This is a genomic window from Acetobacter sp. DsW_059 (assembly GCF_002153695.1).
Classification (GTDB): Bacteria; Pseudomonadota; Alphaproteobacteria; order Acetobacterales; family Acetobacteraceae; genus Acetobacter; species Acetobacter thailandicus.
The window spans coordinates 80,528-98,609 of record NZ_JOPI01000016.1 but is presented as its reverse complement, the minus strand read 5'-3'; the positions used below and the strand labels follow the sequence as shown (position 1 = coordinate 98,609).

Genomic DNA, 18,082 nt, shown 5'->3' with positions numbered 1-18,082 from the left:
GTTAGTGTGCCTCTGCCCAGTTATTTCCGATACCTGTTTCGACAACCAGCGGCACAGAGAGCTGTGCTGCGTTTTCCATAATATCGCGCACCAGGGCAGCAACACGCGGTGCCTCATCCTCACTGGTTTCGAATAAAAGCTCATCATGCACCTGAAGGAGCATGCGTGCAGACAAACCTGCATCTGCTATGGCACGGGGCAGGCGGACCATGGCACGTTTGATAATGTCAGCGGCCCCCCCCTGAAGCGGGGCGTTAATGGCCTGACGTTCGGCATATTGTCTGCGGGCTGCATTTTTATCGTGAATTCCTGGTACGTAGCAGCGTCTGCCAAATGAGGTCAGTACATAGCCCAGTTCACGGGCCTGTTCGCGCATACGCTCCATATAATCTCTGATACCGGGATAGCGTGTAAAATAGGCCTCGATATAGGTGCGGGCCTCACCTGGTGAGATGCCAAGCTGCTTTGACAGACCAAAAGCAGAAATGCCGTAGATAATGCCGAAATTAATAGCTTTGGCTTTGCGCCGGGTGAGGGAGTCAATCTCTTCAGCCGGAATGCCAAAGACCTCAGAGGCTGTACGGGTGTGAATATCCTGTCCCTGTGTAAAGGCCTCCCGCAGTGCAGGAATGTCAGCGGCATCAGCCAGCAGGCGCAGCTCGATCTGCGAATAGTCAGCTGAGATCAGTTTTTTGCCTCTGGGTGCAATGAAGGCCTGCCGGATGCGTGTACCTTCTTCTGTGCGGACGGGAATATTCTGCAGGTTAGGCTCGTTGGAAGAAAGGCGGCCTGTGGTGGTAATTGCCATCTGAAACGAGGTGTGCACTCTGTCGTCTGTGGTAGCCTGACGCAATAGTGCATCGGTATAGGTACTTTTTAGTTTCGCCAGCTGGCGCCATGCCAGTACTTTCTCTGGCAGGGCATGTCCCTGATCGACCAGATCCTGTAATACGGAGGAGTCAGTGCCCCATGCTCCGGCTTTGCCACGTTTACCGCCTTTAAGGCCCATCTCGTCAAACAGAATTTCACCCAGCTGACGTGGTGAGGCGACATTAAATTCACGCCCTGCTTCCGTGTGAATATCTGTCTCCATTACTGCCATACGGGTTGCAAAATCTTCTGACAAACGGCTCAGTGCTGCACGATCAATGGCAATGCCGGTTTTTTCCATCTCTGCCAGGACGGGCGAGAGTGGTCGTTCAATCTGTTCATACAGGGCAAGACACTGGTTTGCACGCATGGAAGGGTGCAACGCATACCACAGGCGAAGTGTGACATCGGCATCCTCTGCCGCGTAGTCAGTCGCTTTACTGACGGCCACCTGAGCAAAAGGAATTTTATTGCGGCCTGTGCCGGTAACGTCTGTATAGCTGATGGGCTTGTGCCCCAGATGCAGGGCAGACAGCTCATCCATTCCCTGCCCATGCAGGCCGGCGGACTGCACGTAAGAGAGCAGCATCGTGTCATCAGTCGGGCTGATGTCTGTAAAATCAAGGCCTGCACGGTCAAAGACCAGCAGGTCAAATTTGGCGTTCTGAAAAATTTTCAGCACGCTTGCGTCGGCCATCAGCGGGCGTAGCAGAGTAATGGCATCATCCGGGCTGAGCTGCTCGCCTGCAGGCTCTTCCAGGGTGCCCTGGTGGCGCAGTGGCACGTAACAGGCTTTGCCAGGTGCCGTCGCCAGCGAGATGCCAACTATACCGGCACTCAGCGGGTCAAGGCCGTCTGTTTCTGTGTCAACGGCGCACAGGCCGGCCTCCCGCGCGGCGGCAACCCAGCGTTCAAGCGCTTCAGCTGTTCGTACGGTCTCATAACCGCTGTAAGGGGGGGCGGTAATTGTTTCAGAAATGCCGGTGTCGGCCTGAGCTTCTGTCGGGTTGACTGATGCTTCAGCTGTGGCGCGGGCTGCTCTGTGTGCTTCTGTGCCGGCATAGGTGGCCATACCCATACGGCTGATGAGTGAGCGAAAGCCCATGTTTTCAAGCCAGGCAGCCAGAGTTTCTTTTTCAGGTTCTTTTACGGTCAGTTCGTCAATAGCGACAGGCAGGGGAACGTCACAGGCCAGTTCAACCAGGCGGCGTGAGATGCGGGCTGCCTCTGCATGCTCGATCAGCATTTCGCGCTTTTTGGATTTTTTCATCTCCGGTGCAGCACTGAGCACAGCTTCGAGTGTGCCGAATTCATTAATCAGGGCAGAAGCCGTTTTAGGGCCAATGCCTGGCACTCCCGGTACGTTATCGCTTGAGTCACCCATTAATGCCTGCACATCAATCACTTTATCCGGGGTGACGCCGAATTTTTTTTCAACCTCGGCAAGACCAATGGGCTGTTGCTTCATGGGGTCAACCATGCTGACGCCATTGCCAATAAGCTGCATCAGGTCTTTGTCGGATGAGACAATAGTGCAGGTGCCGCCAATGGCCTGAACGGCTCGGGTGTAGGAGGCAATCAGGTCATCGGCTTCCCAGCCTGGTAATTCGATGCCCGGCACATTGAATGCCCGGGTTGCATCACGTACCAGGGCAAATTGCGGGCGCAGCTCTTCGGGGGCTTCAGGGCGGTGAGCTTTGTAGGCCGGATATATTTCTGAACGGAAGGTGTGTCTGCCCGCATCAAAAATAACAGCCAGGTGGCTGCCTGCATGTTCACGCAGCAGGCGCGAGAGCATGTTGGTAAAGCCATAAACAGCATTAACCGGCACACCTGCCGGGCTGGTCATTGGTGGCAGGGCATGAAACGCGCGGAAGATAAAACCGCTGCCATCAACAAGGACAAGATGAGGTGTGGAGGTCTGAGTCATGATGCGGCAACCAGGTGAAGAGCTGTCAGAAACTGATGTGCCAGAAGCAGGGGCACATCAGTGGGATATGCGGCCTTGTGCCGGATGTCCAGAACGCAGAGCCGTTATCCTTATGTAAGCAGCCTGTAAGCGGCTATTTACTGAGAGTATGCAGCTTTTGTGAGAACTGCTCAAAATCGGGGGCGCCGTCACAGCCTGAAGGGCGGTGGTAGAGGCAAACAGAATCCTCTTTACATTTTATCTGCTGCCAGTCTGCTCCCGGAGAACCACTCTCTCCATACGTGCTGGTAATAAGGTAGTTATAATGCTGCTGTGTTGTTTTTACTTCCTCAGGTGAGGTCAGCAGGTAGAGAGGGATATGTTTTGTCAGCCCTGAATACCCGGCACCTATTTCCCGATAGGTGTCAGCCTGAGGGTCTGTCAGCAGTCCGATGCCACAAATATCATGCCGGTGTGTCGCCTGTAATTCAAAGCTGATGCCATAATTGCCGCGTGAGAGATAAGGGGTGTAGCTGCTGTAAAAAGCAAAGAGCAGTAAGAGGCTCAGCCCTGCAACAGGCATGGCTGCAGGACTGAGCCTGGCGATAATATGCGTATAGCATCCGCAGGCTGCACAAAAGACAAGAAGTGGGACAGCAGAGTAAACAAAGCTGACTTCTTTGTGTGGGATAAGAGAATGATAAAAAACAATAAAAATAGCAACCAGCAGGGGTATTCTTCTCTCTTTGCCACTTTTAATGCAAAAGAAAATCAGAGCAGGAAATAAAGCGCCCCACAGCAGGGCATATTTTTGCACATAATAGCCAGGCCATTTTTTGCCAAAGCTGTTCGCAACGCCTAGTGTCTGATTATAGTGATAGTTTCTGAAAACAGACTGAAAAGCCTGCTCCAGCGTCAGATAATCTGTCAGGCCAAGCGCAGTAACAGGTATTAAAGCAGCGAGGCAGCCGATGAAAAATGGTTTTATTTTGCCTTTTTGAAGCAGGAAGAGGAACGCCAGGGCGGAGGCAGGGGCTATCTGAAACCTGATGGCAGCGGCCAGACTTAAACAAAAGCCTGAAACAGCGGCCAGAAAAAAGCAGGTTCTTGTCGTGCTTTCCTGACGGTATGCAACAAGGCAGATAACGCCCACACATAAAACATTCCCAGCCAGAAACTCCCCCAGTGTGCGAATGCCACCGCTGAGAATGTCAGGCCAGAACGCAGCAGAGACTCCGAGTGTCCACGCCATTGCGCTGCCGCCATTGCGCCAGCCGTACCAGAAAAAAGCAATAACAACCGGCAAAGAAAAGAAAGCGGTGCAGACTCTGATAAACAGTAGTTGCTGTGTGATGCCACAGGCTGCACCGATTTTCATAAGCTGAGCGATAATACCAGGTACCAGCCATGAGCGAATACCGGCATGCCACTCCCAGGTGGTTATGCCGGTTCCAAATGCCAGTTTATGTGCCGGTTCCATATACTGAAAAATTTCATCTGGTCGCCAGGGCTGCGGCCACACAATGGCGACCAGCAGGCGGGCTGCAAATGCCATGAAAAGGCATAAAGTGAGCGCGCTGTAAAAGCCAGGGCGGGCGCCTGATGGCCTCAGAATATGCAATGTCGTCTTCCTGTGCGTTTTCTCAGTATGGAAGTTTCCGCCCGTATGACAGAAGGCAGGGGGCGTCAAGCAAAAGAGATGACTGTCCGGAAGGATAAGTCAGATACACAATAGTATAATGCTGGCAGTATCAATATATGCCAGAATAAAAAAACACCCGTAAGTAAGCAAGGAGGAGCACTGTTATGTCACAGAGCACTATATCTCCCGGCCAGGAAGATGAACGCGAACGGCGTCTTCAGCTTCTTCTGGCGCGTTTGCCTGTAAAAATACAGAATTATGTAGCGCGCCTGCGCCGCCCTGAAGCAAAGTGGACCCGTATTCCAGCTGGTGTTTTATTTATTCTTGGTGGGTTTTTGTGGTTTTTGCCTGTGCTGGGCATATGGATGCTGCCCCTTGGCTTATTGCTGCTCTCAGATGATGCCCCCCTTTTAAGGCGGGCAAGCGGCGTTATTCTCGAATGGATTGAACGCAAACACCCGAAATGGATGGGTTTGAAAGACTAAAGATTTTATTGGAGAGAGGGCTTAAAACCACTTTAAAAAGTGGTGCCCAAGGGCGGAATCGAACCACCGACACAGCGATTTTCAGTCGCTTGCTCTACCAACTGAGCTACTTGGGCACTGTAAGCCTTACAGCGTGAGAGGGGTTTATCTCACCCCGCTCAGATGATCAAGAGACTAAATGCGCTTTCTGTTAATTTTCTTTGTTTTTTTCTGAAGGTTCGGCCGGGACAGGAATACTGTACGTGCCATTAAACCAGCGGCCCAGGTCAATGTCAGCGCAGCGGCGTGAACAAAAAGGCCGTGTTTCATGGTTTGCTGGTGCTTTGCAGATGGGGCAGGTAGCAGTTTTAGTCATTTGTGTCTGTTCTCCAGCTTAAGTCGGGCAAAGAGGGATCAGATTTTAATATAAATGGTTTACCCCGCAGGCGGGCACAGTCAGCCACAGTCTGCGGTATCGTTTCAAGAATAGCAATCAGCCGCAGGCTGCCACGTAGCTGAGTCGCCTGGGCTGCATCTTCGCTGCACATAGCTCTCAGCGCTGCCAGAGCACGCCCCTGAGGGGAGGTAAGTAGTTCAGGTAATGAGGGATGTATGCGGGCCCGTACAATTTCAATCAGCCCCAGCGCTGTAATATCCAGACAGCGTGGCTGTAGCGGGTCAGCTTTAAGCATGGCTCTGACAGGTTCAAGCAAAGCCTGACGTTTTTTGACAGCGAGACCTGCCGGGTCAATGAGAATAGCCCCGGAAAGGTTTCGTAGCCTGATCTGGTGCAGTAAGGCAGGCAGGGCATCACGGTTAGCAGCAAACTGAGCTGTTTGCTTGGTCTGCCCTGAGGCAGAGGGAGGGGCATCCATATCAATTGCGATAAGTGCCGGTGTGGGAGTAATGCTTGCACTCATCCTGCCGGGGAGTGTGACGATTGTGTCTGCCAGCGCATCACATGCCTGATTGATGCTGGCTGGTACAGGCTGAAATAATCTGCGCCGTCTGTCACGTAAAGCTGGTGGGATAAGCGCTGCGGCCTCAGGGCTGTCAGCACATAACTCAGCCTGTGGCCAGAGCTGAGCCAGTCGTTCAAGCGGGGTTGGCCCGCGGCTTATAAGGCCTGGCTGTGATGAGGCTGGCAGGTCGGGCTGTGTGCCTTGTGGCAGGCGCAGGCGCAGGCCTTTACCGCCAAGGGCCGCGCGCGTGACCTGCACAATCAGGTTATGCCCTTCGGTAAGCTGCGCCTGGTTGCCAGAGAGAGACAAAAAGCCCTGCTGCCCGCCCAGGCCGATATTGACAAATGCACCGCCCATAGCAGGTACAAGTGTCGCTATACGTCCGTGATACAGGTCCCCCACACCGTCGGGAAAATCAGGTCGCCAGAGAGTATAGTCCAGGAGTTCATCGTCCTGAACGACAGCAAGACGCAGTTCTCCGGGCGTGTAAGCCAGGTAAAGTTGCTGTGTCACGGCAGCCAGTTGCCAGGTTGTCCACGCAGCAGCTGTGCTGTCTCGAACAGTGGCAGGCCAATAACGGCTGAAGCACTGCCTGAGATAAAGCGTATAAAGCCTGCGGCATGCCCCTGCAGAGCATAGCCACCAGCTTTGCCCTCCCAGTCGCCGGCATCAAGTAATGCGTCAATCTGATAATCAGAAAGGCGCGAGAACGTAACAACGGTTTCTGTTACCCGCTCACAGGTGCGTCCCTCAGGCCAGGCAGCAGAGGGCATAAGCCTGATTGCGGTCATAACAGTATGACGACGACCAGAGAGCATGCTCAGGCACTGACGTGCTGTAGCTCTGTCTTCCGCTTTGGGCAAAATGCGCCGCCCGAGCGTGACAACAGTATCCGCCCCGAGAATTAAAGCCGGGTCAGAGAGCTGCTCAGCCACACGCCGGGCTTTTTCATCAGCCATACGCTTTACATACTGACGTGGCGGCTCATCACGCCTGGGTGTTTCGTCAATACTGGCAGGCAAAACACGGTCAGGCACCAGCCCGAGCTGAGCCAGAAGGTCCAGCCTGCGGGGTGATGCTGATGCCAGGACAAAAGCCGGGCGTGTTGCATTGTCGCTGCCGGGTGCCCCAGGCATTGTCATGATGCTTACTTGAAGCGGAAGGTAATACGACCTTTACTCAGGTCATAGGGGGTCATTTCAACATTGACCCTGTCACCAGCCAGAACACGAATGCGGTTTTTGCGCATTTTGCCGCTGGTGTGGGCCAGAATCATGTGTTCGTTGTCAAGTTTGACACGAAACATTGCGTTGGGCAGGAGTTCGGTGACTGTGCCGCTAAATTCAATCATGTCCTCTTTAGACATGGCATCCTTCGTTCATTTTAGGGTCTCATCAAGGTTGTGTTGTGCAGGTATGGGTGAGTGCCAGCCTGCGGTCAAGCGTTAGGTGTATTTTTCGTTAGTGCATCAAGCCGGGCAGAGATGCTCAGAGCGTGTGCTTCAAGCCCTTCAGCGGTGGCCAGAGCGACCCCGGCAGGGCCGATGCGTTTCAGGGCTTCAGGCCCGCCTGCCAGGAAAGTTGTGCGTTTCATAAAGTCGAAAACAGAGAGGCCTGAGGCAAAGCGTGCCGTGCGTGATGTGGGCAGCACATGGTTGGGGCCGCCGACATAATCTCCAACAGCTTCAGGGCAGTAACGACCAAGGAAAACCGCGCCTGCGTGGCGTACACGAGCCAGCAGAGGCTCAGGGTCATCGACCATCAGTTCAAGATGTTCAGGGGCCAGGCGGTTGGCCAGTTCTATGGCTTCGTCAAAGTTGCGTACAACAAGAACCGCGCCGTTACGCTCCCAGCTGGTGCGGGCAATAGCTGAGCGGGTCAGTACTTTGAGTTCGGCCTCAACAGCGGCTGTCACAGTGTCAGCAAAAGAGGCTTCAGGTGTAATCAGAGTCGCCTGAGCTTCTTCGTCATGTTCGGCCTGTGCAAGCAGATCAAGTGCAATCAGACGCGGGTCAGTGTTCGAGTCGGCGATAACCACCACGTCAGAAGGTCCGGCAATGCTATCAATGCCGACATGCCCGAACACCTGACGTTTAGCTTCAGCCACATAGGCGTTGCCCGGACCAACAATGCGGTCTACCGGGCTGATTGTCTGTGTGCCATATGCCATGGCTCCGACTGCCTGTGCTCCGCCCACACGGTAAATTTCGGTTACGCCGGCGCGTCGTGCGGCGGCAAGAACCAGTGGGTTAATTATACCGTCAGGTGTTGGCACACACATTGCCAGGCGTTGTACACCCGCAACCCGTGCCGGGATGGCGTTCATTAATACTGATGAGGGGTAGGCCGCCTTGCCGCCAGGTACATACAGGCCGGCTGCATCAAGGGGAATCCAGCGCATGCCCAGTGTCATACCTGCGTCATCAGTATAGCGGGTATCTTTAGGGAGCTGAGTTTTATGAAATGATTCAATACGGGTGGCTGCCAGGTCGAGGGCCTCAAGCAGTTCGGGGCTGACTTCAGCGCATGCCTGCTCAATTTCGTCTGCTGTGAAAGCCAGCTTATCAGGTGTGAGTGGCAGGCGATCGAATTTTTCGGTCAGAGCGCAAAGCGCGGTGTCTCCTTCTCTGCGTACCTGTGCGAGAATGGCAGCAACGGGTTCGTTAACCTTGTCGCTTTGTTCTTCGCGTGAGGCAAGGAGAGAAGAGAAGCCGGCCTCAAAGCCTGAATCACGAATATCGAGCCGTTTCATGACAGTGCATGCACCTTTTAGACTGTGGCAAGTGGAAGGGAAGTTTTACAGGCTGCGCGGAATGTATCGAGAATAGCTGTAATTTCTTCAGGACGGGTTTTAAGAGCTGTGCGGTTTACGATGACACGGCTGGTAACACTGGCAATCGTCTCGACTTCACGCAGGCCATTAGCACGCAGAGTTGAGCCGGTATCAACCAGGTCAACAATCAGGCGGGACAGGCCCAGCATAGGGGCCAGTTCCATCGCGCCATGCAGGTGCACAATATTGGCGTTAATGCCACGTGCAGCAAAATAACGGCGTGTAATAGCAGGATATTTTGTAGCTGCCCGCACTTCAGACCATTGTGACCATTCATCAGCACTGTGGGGCAGGTTTTCAGGCTGTGCGACTGAAATACGACATTTACCAATGCCCAGATCAAGGGGGGCATAAATGGCGGGGTAGTCAAATTCCATCAGCACATCGGCGCCACAAATACCAATATGTGCACCGCCTGTGGCGACAAAGGTTGCTACGTCAAATGACCTGACACGCACAACATCAATATTCGGATTGCTTGTCGGAAAGCGTAGTTTGCGGCTGCTGTCGCCCAGGCAGTCGTCAGAGGGGGTCAGGCCAGCCTGTTCGAGGAGTGGCGTAACAGCCTTGAGAATACGCCCCTTTGGCAGAGCCAGAATAAGAGGCTGGTGGTCTTTCGTGGCAGGCTGAGGCGCGGTCATGAAACTTCCGGTCGGGACAAAACAGAGAACACGAATGTTCCTAGCACAGGAGGCTGATGCGGCAAAGATTGAGAGAGAGGAGGCCGGGCCTCCTCTCTGCTCACGATTGTTTTAAATGTTAGCGACGCCACCATCCGGTGCGGGGACGACCTTTGGGGGCCTCGTCACTGATCACAACAGGCTGCACCACTGAAGGGTCAGCATCGTTGTCTGTGCCGGCCTTCTCTGGTGCGGAGCTTTCGCTTTCAGCAGCTTCAGCTTTTTTCGAAGTGCGTCTGCGTCGGGCAGGTTTTTTCTCCTGCACGGCCTCACCACTGTCTTCAGCTACGACTTCCGGCTCCTTTTTGCGGGCTGGTTTGCGGCGTGTCTTAGGTTTGTCTTCAGTCGCGACTGCTGGTTCATCAGCCTGTGCCGGTGCGGCAGAATCATCCTGTGTGACCACTTCACCTGTCTCTGTCGCTTCAGCTTCAGTCTGTTTGGCGCGGCCAGAGCGTCTGCGCCTTGAGTTGCGGCTTTTCTGTGGCTGATCCCCGGTTTCTTTTTCAGCAGACTCCGGTGACGTTATGTTGTCTTTGCTGACAGTTGCAGTTGCAACAGCTCTGATAACAGGCTCCGGATAGTCTGAAGTTTCCTCGGTCGGATCTTCATCAGTCAGATCAAACATCTCCACTTCATCACCGAACGGATTAGCGGGTGTTGGCCCTCTCCAGATCGGCACATGTCTGACTGCTTTGTTATCGTTTTGCTCAGACTGTTTGGCCTGCTGCTGTTCCGGACGGCGCACGCGTGAATGACGTGTACGACGTCTGCCTGGCATCAGAGCGTGTTCGGTCTGTGCAACATCCGGCTGTTCATCAGACGGTTCCGGCGTGTCAGAGGATTCTGACTGTACAGGCTGAGGCGCGTCAGACTGGTTCTGGTCATTATGCTGCTGCGCACGGTCCTCGCGGTTACCCCCGCGGCGGCGGCGGCGGCGGCGGCGGCGGGGTTCTTCTTCGCCTGCAGCCGGGGCCGTTGCAGAGATATTCTGCTCGCTGGTTTCAGCCGGTGTTTCGGTCGCAACGATCTGTGCTGCTGGTGCAGTTTCAGCGGCCAGAGGCGCATCAGCCGGGGTAGTAACAGGTGAAGAGAAGCGCTCTTCTCTGCCGCTGGCCTGCTGGCGTTCGATACGAATTTCAGGGGCAGGCAGTGTATTGTCAGCCGCAAAGAGAATTCTGACGCCGTGACGTTTCTCTGTTTCTGCAACCCATGAGCGTTTATTGTTGAGGATGTAGAGAGCGATATTGCCGTCAACATATACAGTCAGTGCAGAGGCCCTGCGACGATTGACTTCTTCTTCAATGGCACGAAGTACGTGCAGCGCAGAGCTTTCAATGCTGCGTATCATGCCAGTGCCATGGCAGTGCGGGCAGGGTGCAAACACCGCCTCTGCGACAGAGGGGCGCAGTCTTTGCCGTGAAAGTTCCATCAGGCCAAAATGGGAGATGTTACCCATCTGAATACGAGCCCGGTCATTACGCAGCGCATCTTTCATGCGGCGTTCGATCATGACGTTGTGGCGTCGGGATTCCATGTCAATAAAATCAATGACAATCAGGCCGGCAAGGTCACGCAGGCGGAGCTGACGGGCAATTTCGTCTGCAGCTTCCTGGTTAGTGCGGAAAGCTGTTTCTTCGATATTTCTCTGGTTTGTGGCTTTACCTGAGTTAATATCGATAGCAACCAGAGCTTCTGTCTGGTTGATGACCAGGTAACCGCCAGAACGCAGCGACACAGTCGGGGAGAAAATAGCGTCGAGATGACCTTCGACATGGTAATGCGTGAAAAGTGACTGGTTATTGCGGTTCCACAGCCTTATTTTGTCGGCATGCTGCGGCATAAGCAGGCGCATAAAGTCACGGGCAGCTTTCCAGCCGGCTTCACCATCAACCAGAATTTCACTGATTTCACGCGTATAGCCATCGCGGATAGCGCGCTTGACGAGGCTTGCTTCTTCATAAATCAGCGTAGGTGCCAGAGACTGCAATGTGTGGTCACGAATGTCGTCCCACAGGTGCAGCAGATACTCGCAGTCACGCGTAATTTCGGGGCCAGGGCGCTGGGCACCGGCTGTGCGGACAATCATGGCCATGCCGCGTGGCAGCTCAAGGTCAGAAATAATGTCGCGCAGGCGGCGGCGATCGGGCACTGAGGTGATTTTGCGTGATACACCACCCCCACGCAGTGCGTTGGGCATCAGCACACAATAGCGACCAGCCAGAGAAATATAGGTCGTCAGCGCAGCGCCTTTATTGCCACGCTCTTCTTTGACAACCTGCACCAGAATAACCTGGCGACGATGGATCACTTCCTGAATGCGGTAATTGCGCAGAAATCTGGCAATACGCTTTTGTATCAGGGCTTCGTCGCCGGTGTCTGTTTCGCCGCCAACATAATCAGGCGCATCATTGCGTGAACGTGTACGTGCTTCAGGGACTTCATCCCCCCCTTCAAAAGCAGGCGAATCGTCTTCGGTTACAGATGCAGCAGTATCGTCGTCTGTTTCAGATCGTGCTTCAGGTGGCTCTTCGCTTTCTTCGCGTTCGGCCGCCTCAAGGAGGGCCTCTTCTTCAGCCTGAAGGGCCAGCAGCTGTTCGCGGTCTGCAACAGGAATCTGGTAGTAGTCGGGATGAATTTCGCTGAAAGCAAGAAAACCGTGGCGGTTGCCACCATAATCTACAAAGGCGGCCTGAAGGCTTGGCTCAACACGCACAACGCGCGCCAGGTAGATGTTCCCTTTAAGCTGTTTTTTTGCAGCTATTTCAACATCATAATCTTCAAGCCGGTTTCCACCCATTACCGCAACACGCGTTTCTTCCGCATGTGTTGCATCGATTAGCATACGCTTGGACATCAAAAACAAAACTCCGATGCTGCGGGGGCCAGCCTGTCAGATCTGTCCGTCGTGACGAACGGATCTGCGACAGGGGCGCTTCCGGCAGGCATGAATAATCACTCGACAGAAAAAAATCGGAACATGTAGCCTGGAGAACGTCGTGCTGGCACAGGCAGAGCTCTGCCTGTGATCTGATCACGTATCTGACGTTCCGGGCCTGGGCTACACTCATAAATCCTTCAATCACTTAATAGTCCTGCTTTCATGTCTGCGATGGTGGTGCGGAATGACCTTAAATAACGCACGCTATCTGCCGCATTCAGTTCAGCATCCAGAAAACAGTAACAGGGCACACAAAAGCCTGTTATTGCTTTTATATGCCGCTATTATCAACCATGACGCAAAGCAGAAGAATGCGCAAGTCATTCAGGCCGGCTACTTTTTTACAGCATGACGCGGCTGACATTTTGCGGGCATGCTGTGATTACGGGTTGTATACTGTTACGAAATGTTTTTTCATGAGCAGACTGGCCAGAATCGTGGTACATCACGAGGTTAGTGCAGGCAGGATAAGAAACAGGCCGCGTAGACTGGCCATAATATGACCTGAAAGAAAGATCATGTTCGAACTGGCGCGCAGAAAATTGCTGACTGTTACGGGTGGTGCTTCTTTACTGGGCAGTATCGTGCCTGCTACGGCTTTTGCCTCAGGCACTCACAGGGTTACTTCGTCAGGTCATTCAACGCTTCATGCTCCTGCCATCACAGGGAGGGCACGTCCTGCCTTACCTCTTGTGATGCTTGATCCGGGCCATGGCGGTAAGGACCCCGGGGCGATTGGTTTTTCAGGTACCTATGAAAAGCATGTGGCTGAAGCAGCTGCGACAGAACTCCACCGTCAGCTCATTGCAACGGGGCGTTATCGTGTGGCGATGACGCGCACGAGTGATCATTTTATTCCGCTTGATGGTCGTGTGGAAATGGCGCATCAGCACGGAGCTTCCCTGTTTATTTCTATGCATGCTGACGCGCTGCTGAATAAATCAGTGCGTGGTGCCAGTGTTTATACACATTCGCATGGCGCTTCTGATTCGCAGACGGCGGCACTGGCCCGGACAGAGAACAGCGCTGATCGTTATGGCGGGCCGCTTGTACGTGGCGCCACACCCGAGGTTCAGCAGATTCTGGCCAGCCTGGTGACGGAAGAGGCGCGTAAGGGATCAGCCTCTATGGCCGGTGCTGTTGTGTCATCTTTTAAAAATCGTATTAATCTTTTGCCGCATCCTCAGCGTCATGCTGCATTTGCCGTTCTTAAGTCAGCACAAATTCCGTCTGTTCTGGTTGAAATGGGGTTTATGTCGAATCGTCTGGATGAAGCAGCCCTGCGTCAGGCGGGTCACAGGGCTATGGTCGCTGGTGTAATGTGCCAGGCAGTTAATCGTTATTTTGCTTCTGAAGGTGCCGGTCTGTCAGGCTGAGCTGCATTTTGTCGCCATAAGGCCAGTGAGAGAGCGCAGACAATGCCGGCACAGGCGCCAAGCCCCAGCCAGATCATCACGCCGGTTTGCCAGTCCGTGTGCAGGCTGAGGAGCAGCGCTGCGCCTGGCAGTAAAAATCGTACATAACGCAGTGTGGTGATGGGTAAGGGTGAGAGTGCTATCAGTTTGCGTGTACGCGGCTGCACGATTTCGTGTGCCAGAAAGCCTGTAAACCACAGCAGAAAAATAAATATAAAGATCATGACGTTTTTTTTATCAGGCGCATGGCAGCAACAGCTGCGGCAGTGGCTGTTATAAGGCACCATATATCAACAGTGCATGACAAGGCTACGTTGCGCGGAGTGGGGTGAGGCACCATGAGTGCATCAGCTATGGGCAGGCCTACGCTCAGTGCTGCCAGAGTTATCAGCTGCATCGTCCATGCGGTAAAAGGGCGTCTGGCGAGCGAAAAGCAAATTGCCTGCGTGGCTGAGAGTGTCCATGTGGCGAAGAATACGCTGACTTCAGCTTCGGCCCGCCCTGGAAAAGAAACTGGTATCAGTCTGTTTGCCCATAGAAATGCCAGCGCACTGATGGGAAGACCCACGACTGTCAGAATGCAAAACCCTTCCGCCAGTTTATAAACAGTCATGTGACCGGATATACGGCGGCGTTTGATCAGAAAGAGCACCAGGCCACTGATAATGAGGATGGTGCAGCTCAGGCCTGAAAGAAAATAAAGCCAGGACAAAACAGAGGTTGAAAAACGTGCATGGTGCAGGCCGCGTGCGAGCTGAAAAGGCCTGTCGGCTGTGCTGTCATGTGTAATGATGCGTAAAAAATGCCCGTCATTACGGTCAAAAATGGCCTGATCGCGCGTGAGAAAAAGACTGGAATAATCACTGCGTGAAATGCGTATGTCTTCTGGCGTGAAGAGGATAAATCCACATTCCTGTGTATTCAGGCGTTTTTTTGTCTCTTCAATCAGCGGGAAAAGGGGCGGAAGAGTAGTTGTTTCGATATGTCTGGCAGGTGTGGCTGCCGCAGGGCGTGGCTTTTGTGCAAACAGGCTGTAAGGCTGAATAATTGTGCCGGTGTAGGTTATGACCAGCAGAAAAGGCAGAAACAGAACGCCTGTTAGCAGATGCGCGTCAAGCCAGGCACGGGGTCTGGGGCCAAAGGGACGAAACAGGACCATGTCGGGCCATATGGACCGCAGATGTATGATAAGGCCTGAGAGCAGTGCAACGAGCAGAAACAGTCCGGCCAGGCCGGTCAGAATACCCCCCACAATCCGACCGCTGTGAAGTGTATAATGAAAATTATAAAAGAACTGACCGCCTTCGGTGTCGCGTCCTTTAAGAAGGAGCCCCGTTGCAGGGTCATAAGCAGGGCCGGTGAAAGCAGTGCCGTTATAGTGCAGCACTCTGAGCACCGGGTCACGGGCTGAAGGCAGGTTAATAAAAACGGCGCGTCCCTGTTTTTGATTATGCAAAACTGCATCAGCCGCTGTTTGTAATGCTTCAGGCGTGATGTGGTGTGATGGACTGAGCGGAACCTCGGGCTGCATCCATTGCGTTATTTCCTGATCAAAAACAGTCAGGGTGCCGGTGAGGAAAATGCAGGCCAGTACCAGCCCGGCGATAAAACCCACCCAGCTGTGCAGCCAGCCCATATGCAGGCGAAAAGTCTCACGTATTCCGGGCTTAGTCATTACAGCGCCAGGTTTTTTATTACGATGCCACTGATACTTAAAAGGACCAGAAACCACAAACCCCATTTATGCATGCGCGCACCATAACCAATGACAATAAGTGCAGGGATGAAGGCTGTCGCAAATGCAGTTATGGCCATAGCGCCCTGGGCAGGGTTAAGGCGGCTGGCTGCTGTGAGCAGGTCTGCCCATGAGAGGGCAGCACTCCAGGCGAGGCAGCCGGCGCAAAGCAGCCATAGCACGCGGTGCCATGGCATTAGTCGCACTGCCGGTTTGCGCAGCTTATGTGCGTTCTGCGTGAGGGGGGTGTGCTGAGCGGGAGAAGAGGAAAGTGCCGGCAAGAGATTCGCGCTTCTTCAGGTTTAGACATCCGCCTTATAGCAGAGCTGTTTGAAATATTCATTGAGAATGTTTCTCATTTGCGTATATAAGGCCGCTCAATTGAACCCCTCTCAGAATGTGTGATTACTCATGTTACCTCGTCAGCGGTCAGCTTCCCGAATTTTTACGTGTCTTCTCATGACAGGTTTTATGAGTGGCGGTGTTTTTTCGGCTCAGGCAGCAGAGACAGCATCCGATCATAAAAAAAATATAGTCAAAACCAGGGAGAGTGATGCGAACGAAAAAGCAATTGAGGCGAGAGAGGATGAACAGCTGGTTGTTACGGCCAGTCGTCGTAACCGTATGGAAGTGGGCAGCGGTGGGCAGCTTGGCGCACTTGGCACAAAACGTGGGCTTGATGTGCCGTTTAATATCCGCAGTTACTCTTCCAGCCTGATTGCAAACCAGCAGTCGCAGACACTGGGGCAGGTTTTGCAAAATGACCCCTCTGTGCGTACGACTATGGGCTATGGCAATTTTTCTGAGATGTTTGTGATCCGGGGTTTTGTACTGAATAGTGATGATATTGCTATTAACGGGCTTTATGGCATTACCCCGCGTCAGCTTGTCTCTCCTGAGCTATATGATCAGGTGCAGATTCTTAATGGTGCCAGCGCGTTTCTTAATGGTGCAGCCCCGAGTGGTTCGGCGGTTGGCGGCAACATTAATCTGATGTTTAAACATGCTGAAAAAACACCCGTTACGCGCGTCACAGGCGGCTATACCAGCAGCGCGATGGGAGAAGGAAGCATCGATGTTGGCCGACGCTTTGGTGATAATAAAAATTATGGGTTCAGACTGAATGTCGCCGGTCGTGACGGAGAGGATGCTATTCAGAACGAGCGCCGTCACAGTGTTGTGGTGGGAGCCGATTTTGACTGGCATAACGACAATACCCGCATTTCAGTGGATATGAATTACCAGAATCAGGGCGTGAATGGCGGGCGGTCAGCTGTGTTTCTGGGAAGTGATGTTACGCGTGTGCCACGTGTACCGTCAGCTTCAAAAAACTATGGTCAGCACTGGGCCTATAATGATCTGAGTTATATTTTCGGGATGCTGAATGCTGAGCATGACCTGACAAAGCATATTACACTTTATGGTGCTTTTGGCGGTATGGGGGCGAACGAAAAGGGGCTATATTCTAACCTGACTGTTAAAAATGTCAGCACAGGTGATGGTACTAATGGCAGTATGTATGTGCCTTATGTACAGACCAATGAAAGTACCCGTGCAGGCCTCAGAGCCCATTTCAATACTGGGTTTTTTAAGCATGAAATTAATGCGGGTGGTAACGGATTGTGGGAGGATACAGCTACAGCCTATGCTATGTCGTTAACGCCGGCCGCAAATAATTTATACCATCCTCAATACTCTGCTCCATTAAACAACTCTTATGTTGGTGGTAATATTCATAACCCTAAAACAAAAAACACAACGCGCCTTTATAGTCTGTTCTTCTCTGATACGGTGACCTTCTGGCATGACCGTATCGCGTTGACTGCAGGCTTTCGTTACCAGAGTATGCTCATCAACGCTTTTGATTATAACACCCGTGCCCGCACCGATCATTATAATGAGGGTGATTTTACACCGGTTGTCGGCCTGGTTTTTCATCCCACGCGCCGTACATCTGTTTATTTTAACCGTATCGAGGGGTTGTCTCAGGGGCCGGTGGCTGCGGGTACGAATATTGTTAACCTCGGAGAGGTATTCCCGCCTTATAAAAGTGTTCAGTATGAAGTGGGTGCAAAATATGACACCGGCCGCTTCACAACGACACTCGCGTTTTTTCAGATATCGCAGCCGCAGGCTTATCTGGCCGCGACAGCTCAGAGCGATTATTATCGTTTTACAGCGAATGGAATGCAGCGTAACCGCGGTGCGGAGCTGAATGTTAATGGCACTATTATAAAGGGGCTGCGCTTTAACGGAGGGGCGACCCTTATCGATGCCCATATTGTTAAGGGCGATAATAAAGGGAAAACAGCTATTGGTGTGCCGAACTACACGCTGAATGCTAACCTTGAATATGACCTGCCTTTTTTGCAGGGAGGCACAGTGGTTGGTCGTGTTGTTAATACGGGCAAGCAGTGGGTTAACGCAGGTAATACCATGCACTTGCCTGTATGGACCCGTTTTGATATCGCTATGCGTTACACTTTTGCTGTGAAGCATAAGCCAATGACACTGCGTTTTAGCGTCGATAATATTGCCAATAATCGTTACTGGGCGTCTTCTCTCGGAGGATATTTGATGCAGGGGGAACCACGCACCTTTAAATTTTCGTTTACGACAGATTTATAATCAAAAA

At 52.8% G+C, this 18,082-nt stretch carries 15 protein-coding genes and 1 tRNA gene; 3 read left to right on the top strand and 13 right to left on the bottom strand.

Annotated elements, in window-relative coordinates; genetic code table 11:
* Nucleotide 1: 1 nt before the first annotated feature.
* Nucleotides 2-2,800, bottom strand: coding sequence for a DNA polymerase I (gene polA / locus HK25_RS04795; RefSeq protein WP_086635487.1), 2,799 nt, complete (start codon nt 2,798-2,800; stop codon nt 2-4).
* A 133-nt stretch (nt 2,801-2,933) separates the two neighbouring features.
* Nucleotides 2,934-4,400 carry a hypothetical protein gene (locus tag HK25_RS04790; RefSeq protein ID WP_086635486.1) on the bottom strand — a complete coding sequence of 489 codons (1,467 nt, stop codon included), beginning with the start codon at nt 4,398-4,400 and terminating at the stop codon, nt 2,934-2,936.
* A 185-nt stretch (nt 4,401-4,585) separates the two neighbouring features.
* Between HK25_RS04790 and HK25_RS04785 the strand changes: the two genes are divergently transcribed.
* The gene (locus HK25_RS04785) at nt 4,586-4,906 is read left to right on the top strand and encodes a hypothetical protein (RefSeq protein WP_086635485.1); all 321 of its coding nucleotides are present in this window, start codon (nt 4,586-4,588) and stop codon (nt 4,904-4,906) included.
* A 40-nt stretch (nt 4,907-4,946) separates the two neighbouring features.
* Here the strand turns inward: HK25_RS04785 and HK25_RS04780 are convergent.
* From HK25_RS04780 to HK25_RS04745, 8 genes are all read right to left on the bottom strand, one after another.
* Nucleotides 4,947-5,022, bottom strand: a tRNA-Phe gene (locus tag HK25_RS04780).
* 74 nt (nt 5,023-5,096) lie between these two features.
* Nucleotides 5,097-5,261 carry a DNA gyrase inhibitor YacG gene (locus tag HK25_RS04775; RefSeq protein WP_086635484.1) on the bottom strand — a complete coding sequence of 55 codons (165 nt, stop codon included), beginning with the start codon at nt 5,259-5,261 and terminating at the stop codon, nt 5,097-5,099.
* Entirely contained in the window at nt 5,254-6,360 is a 1,107-nt protein-coding gene (locus tag HK25_RS04770; RefSeq protein WP_086635483.1) for a ribonuclease E/G, read from the bottom strand. The genes HK25_RS04775 and HK25_RS04770 overlap by 8 nt, the downstream gene beginning before the upstream one ends.
* Nucleotides 6,357-6,989 (bottom strand): nucleoside triphosphate pyrophosphatase, encoded by a 633-nt coding sequence (locus tag HK25_RS04765; protein ID WP_086553639.1) that lies wholly within the window; start codon nt 6,987-6,989, stop codon nt 6,357-6,359. The genes HK25_RS04770 and HK25_RS04765 overlap by 4 nt, the downstream gene beginning before the upstream one ends.
* Nucleotides 6,990-6,994: 5 nt before the next feature.
* Nucleotides 6,995-7,213, bottom strand: coding sequence for a translation initiation factor IF-1 (gene infA, locus HK25_RS04760; protein ID WP_003622234.1), 219 nt, complete (start codon nt 7,211-7,213; stop codon nt 6,995-6,997).
* Between the two features lie 71 nt (nt 7,214-7,284).
* Entirely contained in the window at nt 7,285-8,598 is a 1,314-nt protein-coding gene (gene hisD, locus HK25_RS04755; RefSeq protein WP_086635482.1) for a histidinol dehydrogenase, read from the bottom strand.
* Nucleotides 8,599-8,615: 17 nt separating this feature from the next.
* Nucleotides 8,616-9,320 (bottom strand): ATP phosphoribosyltransferase, encoded by a 705-nt coding sequence (hisG, locus tag HK25_RS04750; RefSeq protein ID WP_086553641.1) that lies wholly within the window; start codon nt 9,318-9,320, stop codon nt 8,616-8,618.
* Between the two features lie 118 nt (nt 9,321-9,438).
* On the bottom strand, nt 9,439-12,213 hold the full coding sequence (locus tag HK25_RS04745; protein WP_086635481.1) for a ribonuclease E/G: 2,775 nt from the start codon (nt 12,211-12,213) through the stop codon (nt 9,439-9,441).
* A gap of 602 nt (nt 12,214-12,815) precedes the next feature.
* On the opposite strand from HK25_RS04745, the gene HK25_RS04740 reads away from it, so the two are divergent.
* Nucleotides 12,816-13,673 carry an N-acetylmuramoyl-L-alanine amidase gene (locus HK25_RS04740; RefSeq protein ID WP_086635480.1) on the top strand — a complete coding sequence of 286 codons (858 nt, stop codon included), beginning with the start codon at nt 12,816-12,818 and terminating at the stop codon, nt 13,671-13,673.
* Here the strand turns inward: HK25_RS04740 and HK25_RS04735 are convergent.
* From HK25_RS04735 to HK25_RS12780, 3 genes are read right to left on the bottom strand one after another with little or no spacing between them, the layout of a single operon-like run.
* Nucleotides 13,637-13,936, bottom strand: a complete 300-nt coding sequence (locus tag HK25_RS04735) for a hypothetical protein (RefSeq protein WP_086635479.1) — start codon at nt 13,934-13,936, stop codon at nt 13,637-13,639. The two genes, HK25_RS04740 and HK25_RS04735, sit on opposite strands and share 37 nt — an antisense overlap.
* Nucleotides 13,933-15,387 (bottom strand): PepSY domain-containing protein, encoded by a 1,455-nt coding sequence (locus HK25_RS04730; protein WP_158092918.1) that lies wholly within the window; start codon nt 15,385-15,387, stop codon nt 13,933-13,935. The genes HK25_RS04735 and HK25_RS04730 overlap by 4 nt, the downstream gene beginning before the upstream one ends.
* On the bottom strand, nt 15,387-15,728 hold the full coding sequence (locus HK25_RS12780) for a hypothetical protein (RefSeq protein ID WP_143295963.1): 342 nt from the start codon (nt 15,726-15,728) through the stop codon (nt 15,387-15,389). Before HK25_RS12780 ends, HK25_RS04730 begins: the two co-directional genes overlap by 1 nt.
* Nucleotides 15,729-15,918: 190 nt before the next feature.
* Here HK25_RS12780 and HK25_RS04725 point away from each other — a divergent pair, with 190 nt between their 5' ends.
* Nucleotides 15,919-18,075, top strand: a complete 2,157-nt coding sequence (locus HK25_RS04725; RefSeq protein WP_233127699.1) for a TonB-dependent siderophore receptor — start codon at nt 15,919-15,921, stop codon at nt 18,073-18,075.
* The last annotated feature ends 7 nt before the right edge of the window (nt 18,076-18,082 follow it).

Excerpts from the sequence above, each read along its gene's own strand:
- polA (WP_086635487.1), bottom strand. The coding sequence starts at position 2,800 with ATGACTCAGACCTCCACACCTCATCTTGTCCTTGTTGATGGCAGCGGT.
- HK25_RS04785 (WP_086635485.1), top strand. The coding sequence starts at position 4,586 with ATGTCACAGAGCACTATATCTCCCGGCCAGGAAGATGAACGCGAACGG.
- HK25_RS04775 (WP_086635484.1), bottom strand. The coding sequence starts at position 5,261 with ATGACTAAAACTGCTACCTGCCCCATCTGCAAAGCACCAGCAAACCAT.
- HK25_RS04765 (WP_086553639.1), bottom strand. The coding sequence starts at position 6,989 with ATGACAATGCCTGGGGCACCCGGCAGCGACAATGCAACACGCCCGGCT.
- infA (WP_003622234.1), bottom strand. The coding sequence starts at position 7,213 with ATGTCTAAAGAGGACATGATTGAATTTAGCGGCACAGTCACCGAACTC.
- hisD (WP_086635482.1), bottom strand. The coding sequence starts at position 8,598 with ATGAAACGGCTCGATATTCGTGATTCAGGCTTTGAGGCCGGCTTCTCT.
- hisG (WP_086553641.1), bottom strand. The coding sequence starts at position 9,320 with ATGACCGCGCCTCAGCCTGCCACGAAAGACCACCAGCCTCTTATTCTG.
- HK25_RS04745 (WP_086635481.1), bottom strand. The coding sequence starts at position 12,213 with ATGTCCAAGCGTATGCTAATCGATGCAACACATGCGGAAGAAACGCGT.
- HK25_RS04740 (WP_086635480.1), top strand. The coding sequence starts at position 12,816 with ATGTTCGAACTGGCGCGCAGAAAATTGCTGACTGTTACGGGTGGTGCT.
- HK25_RS04735 (WP_086635479.1), bottom strand. The coding sequence starts at position 13,936 with ATGATCTTTATATTTATTTTTCTGCTGTGGTTTACAGGCTTTCTGGCA.
- HK25_RS04730 (WP_158092918.1), bottom strand. The coding sequence starts at position 15,387 with ATGACTAAGCCCGGAATACGTGAGACTTTTCGCCTGCATATGGGCTGG.
- HK25_RS04725 (WP_233127699.1), top strand. The coding sequence starts at position 15,919 with ATGAGTGGCGGTGTTTTTTCGGCTCAGGCAGCAGAGACAGCATCCGAT.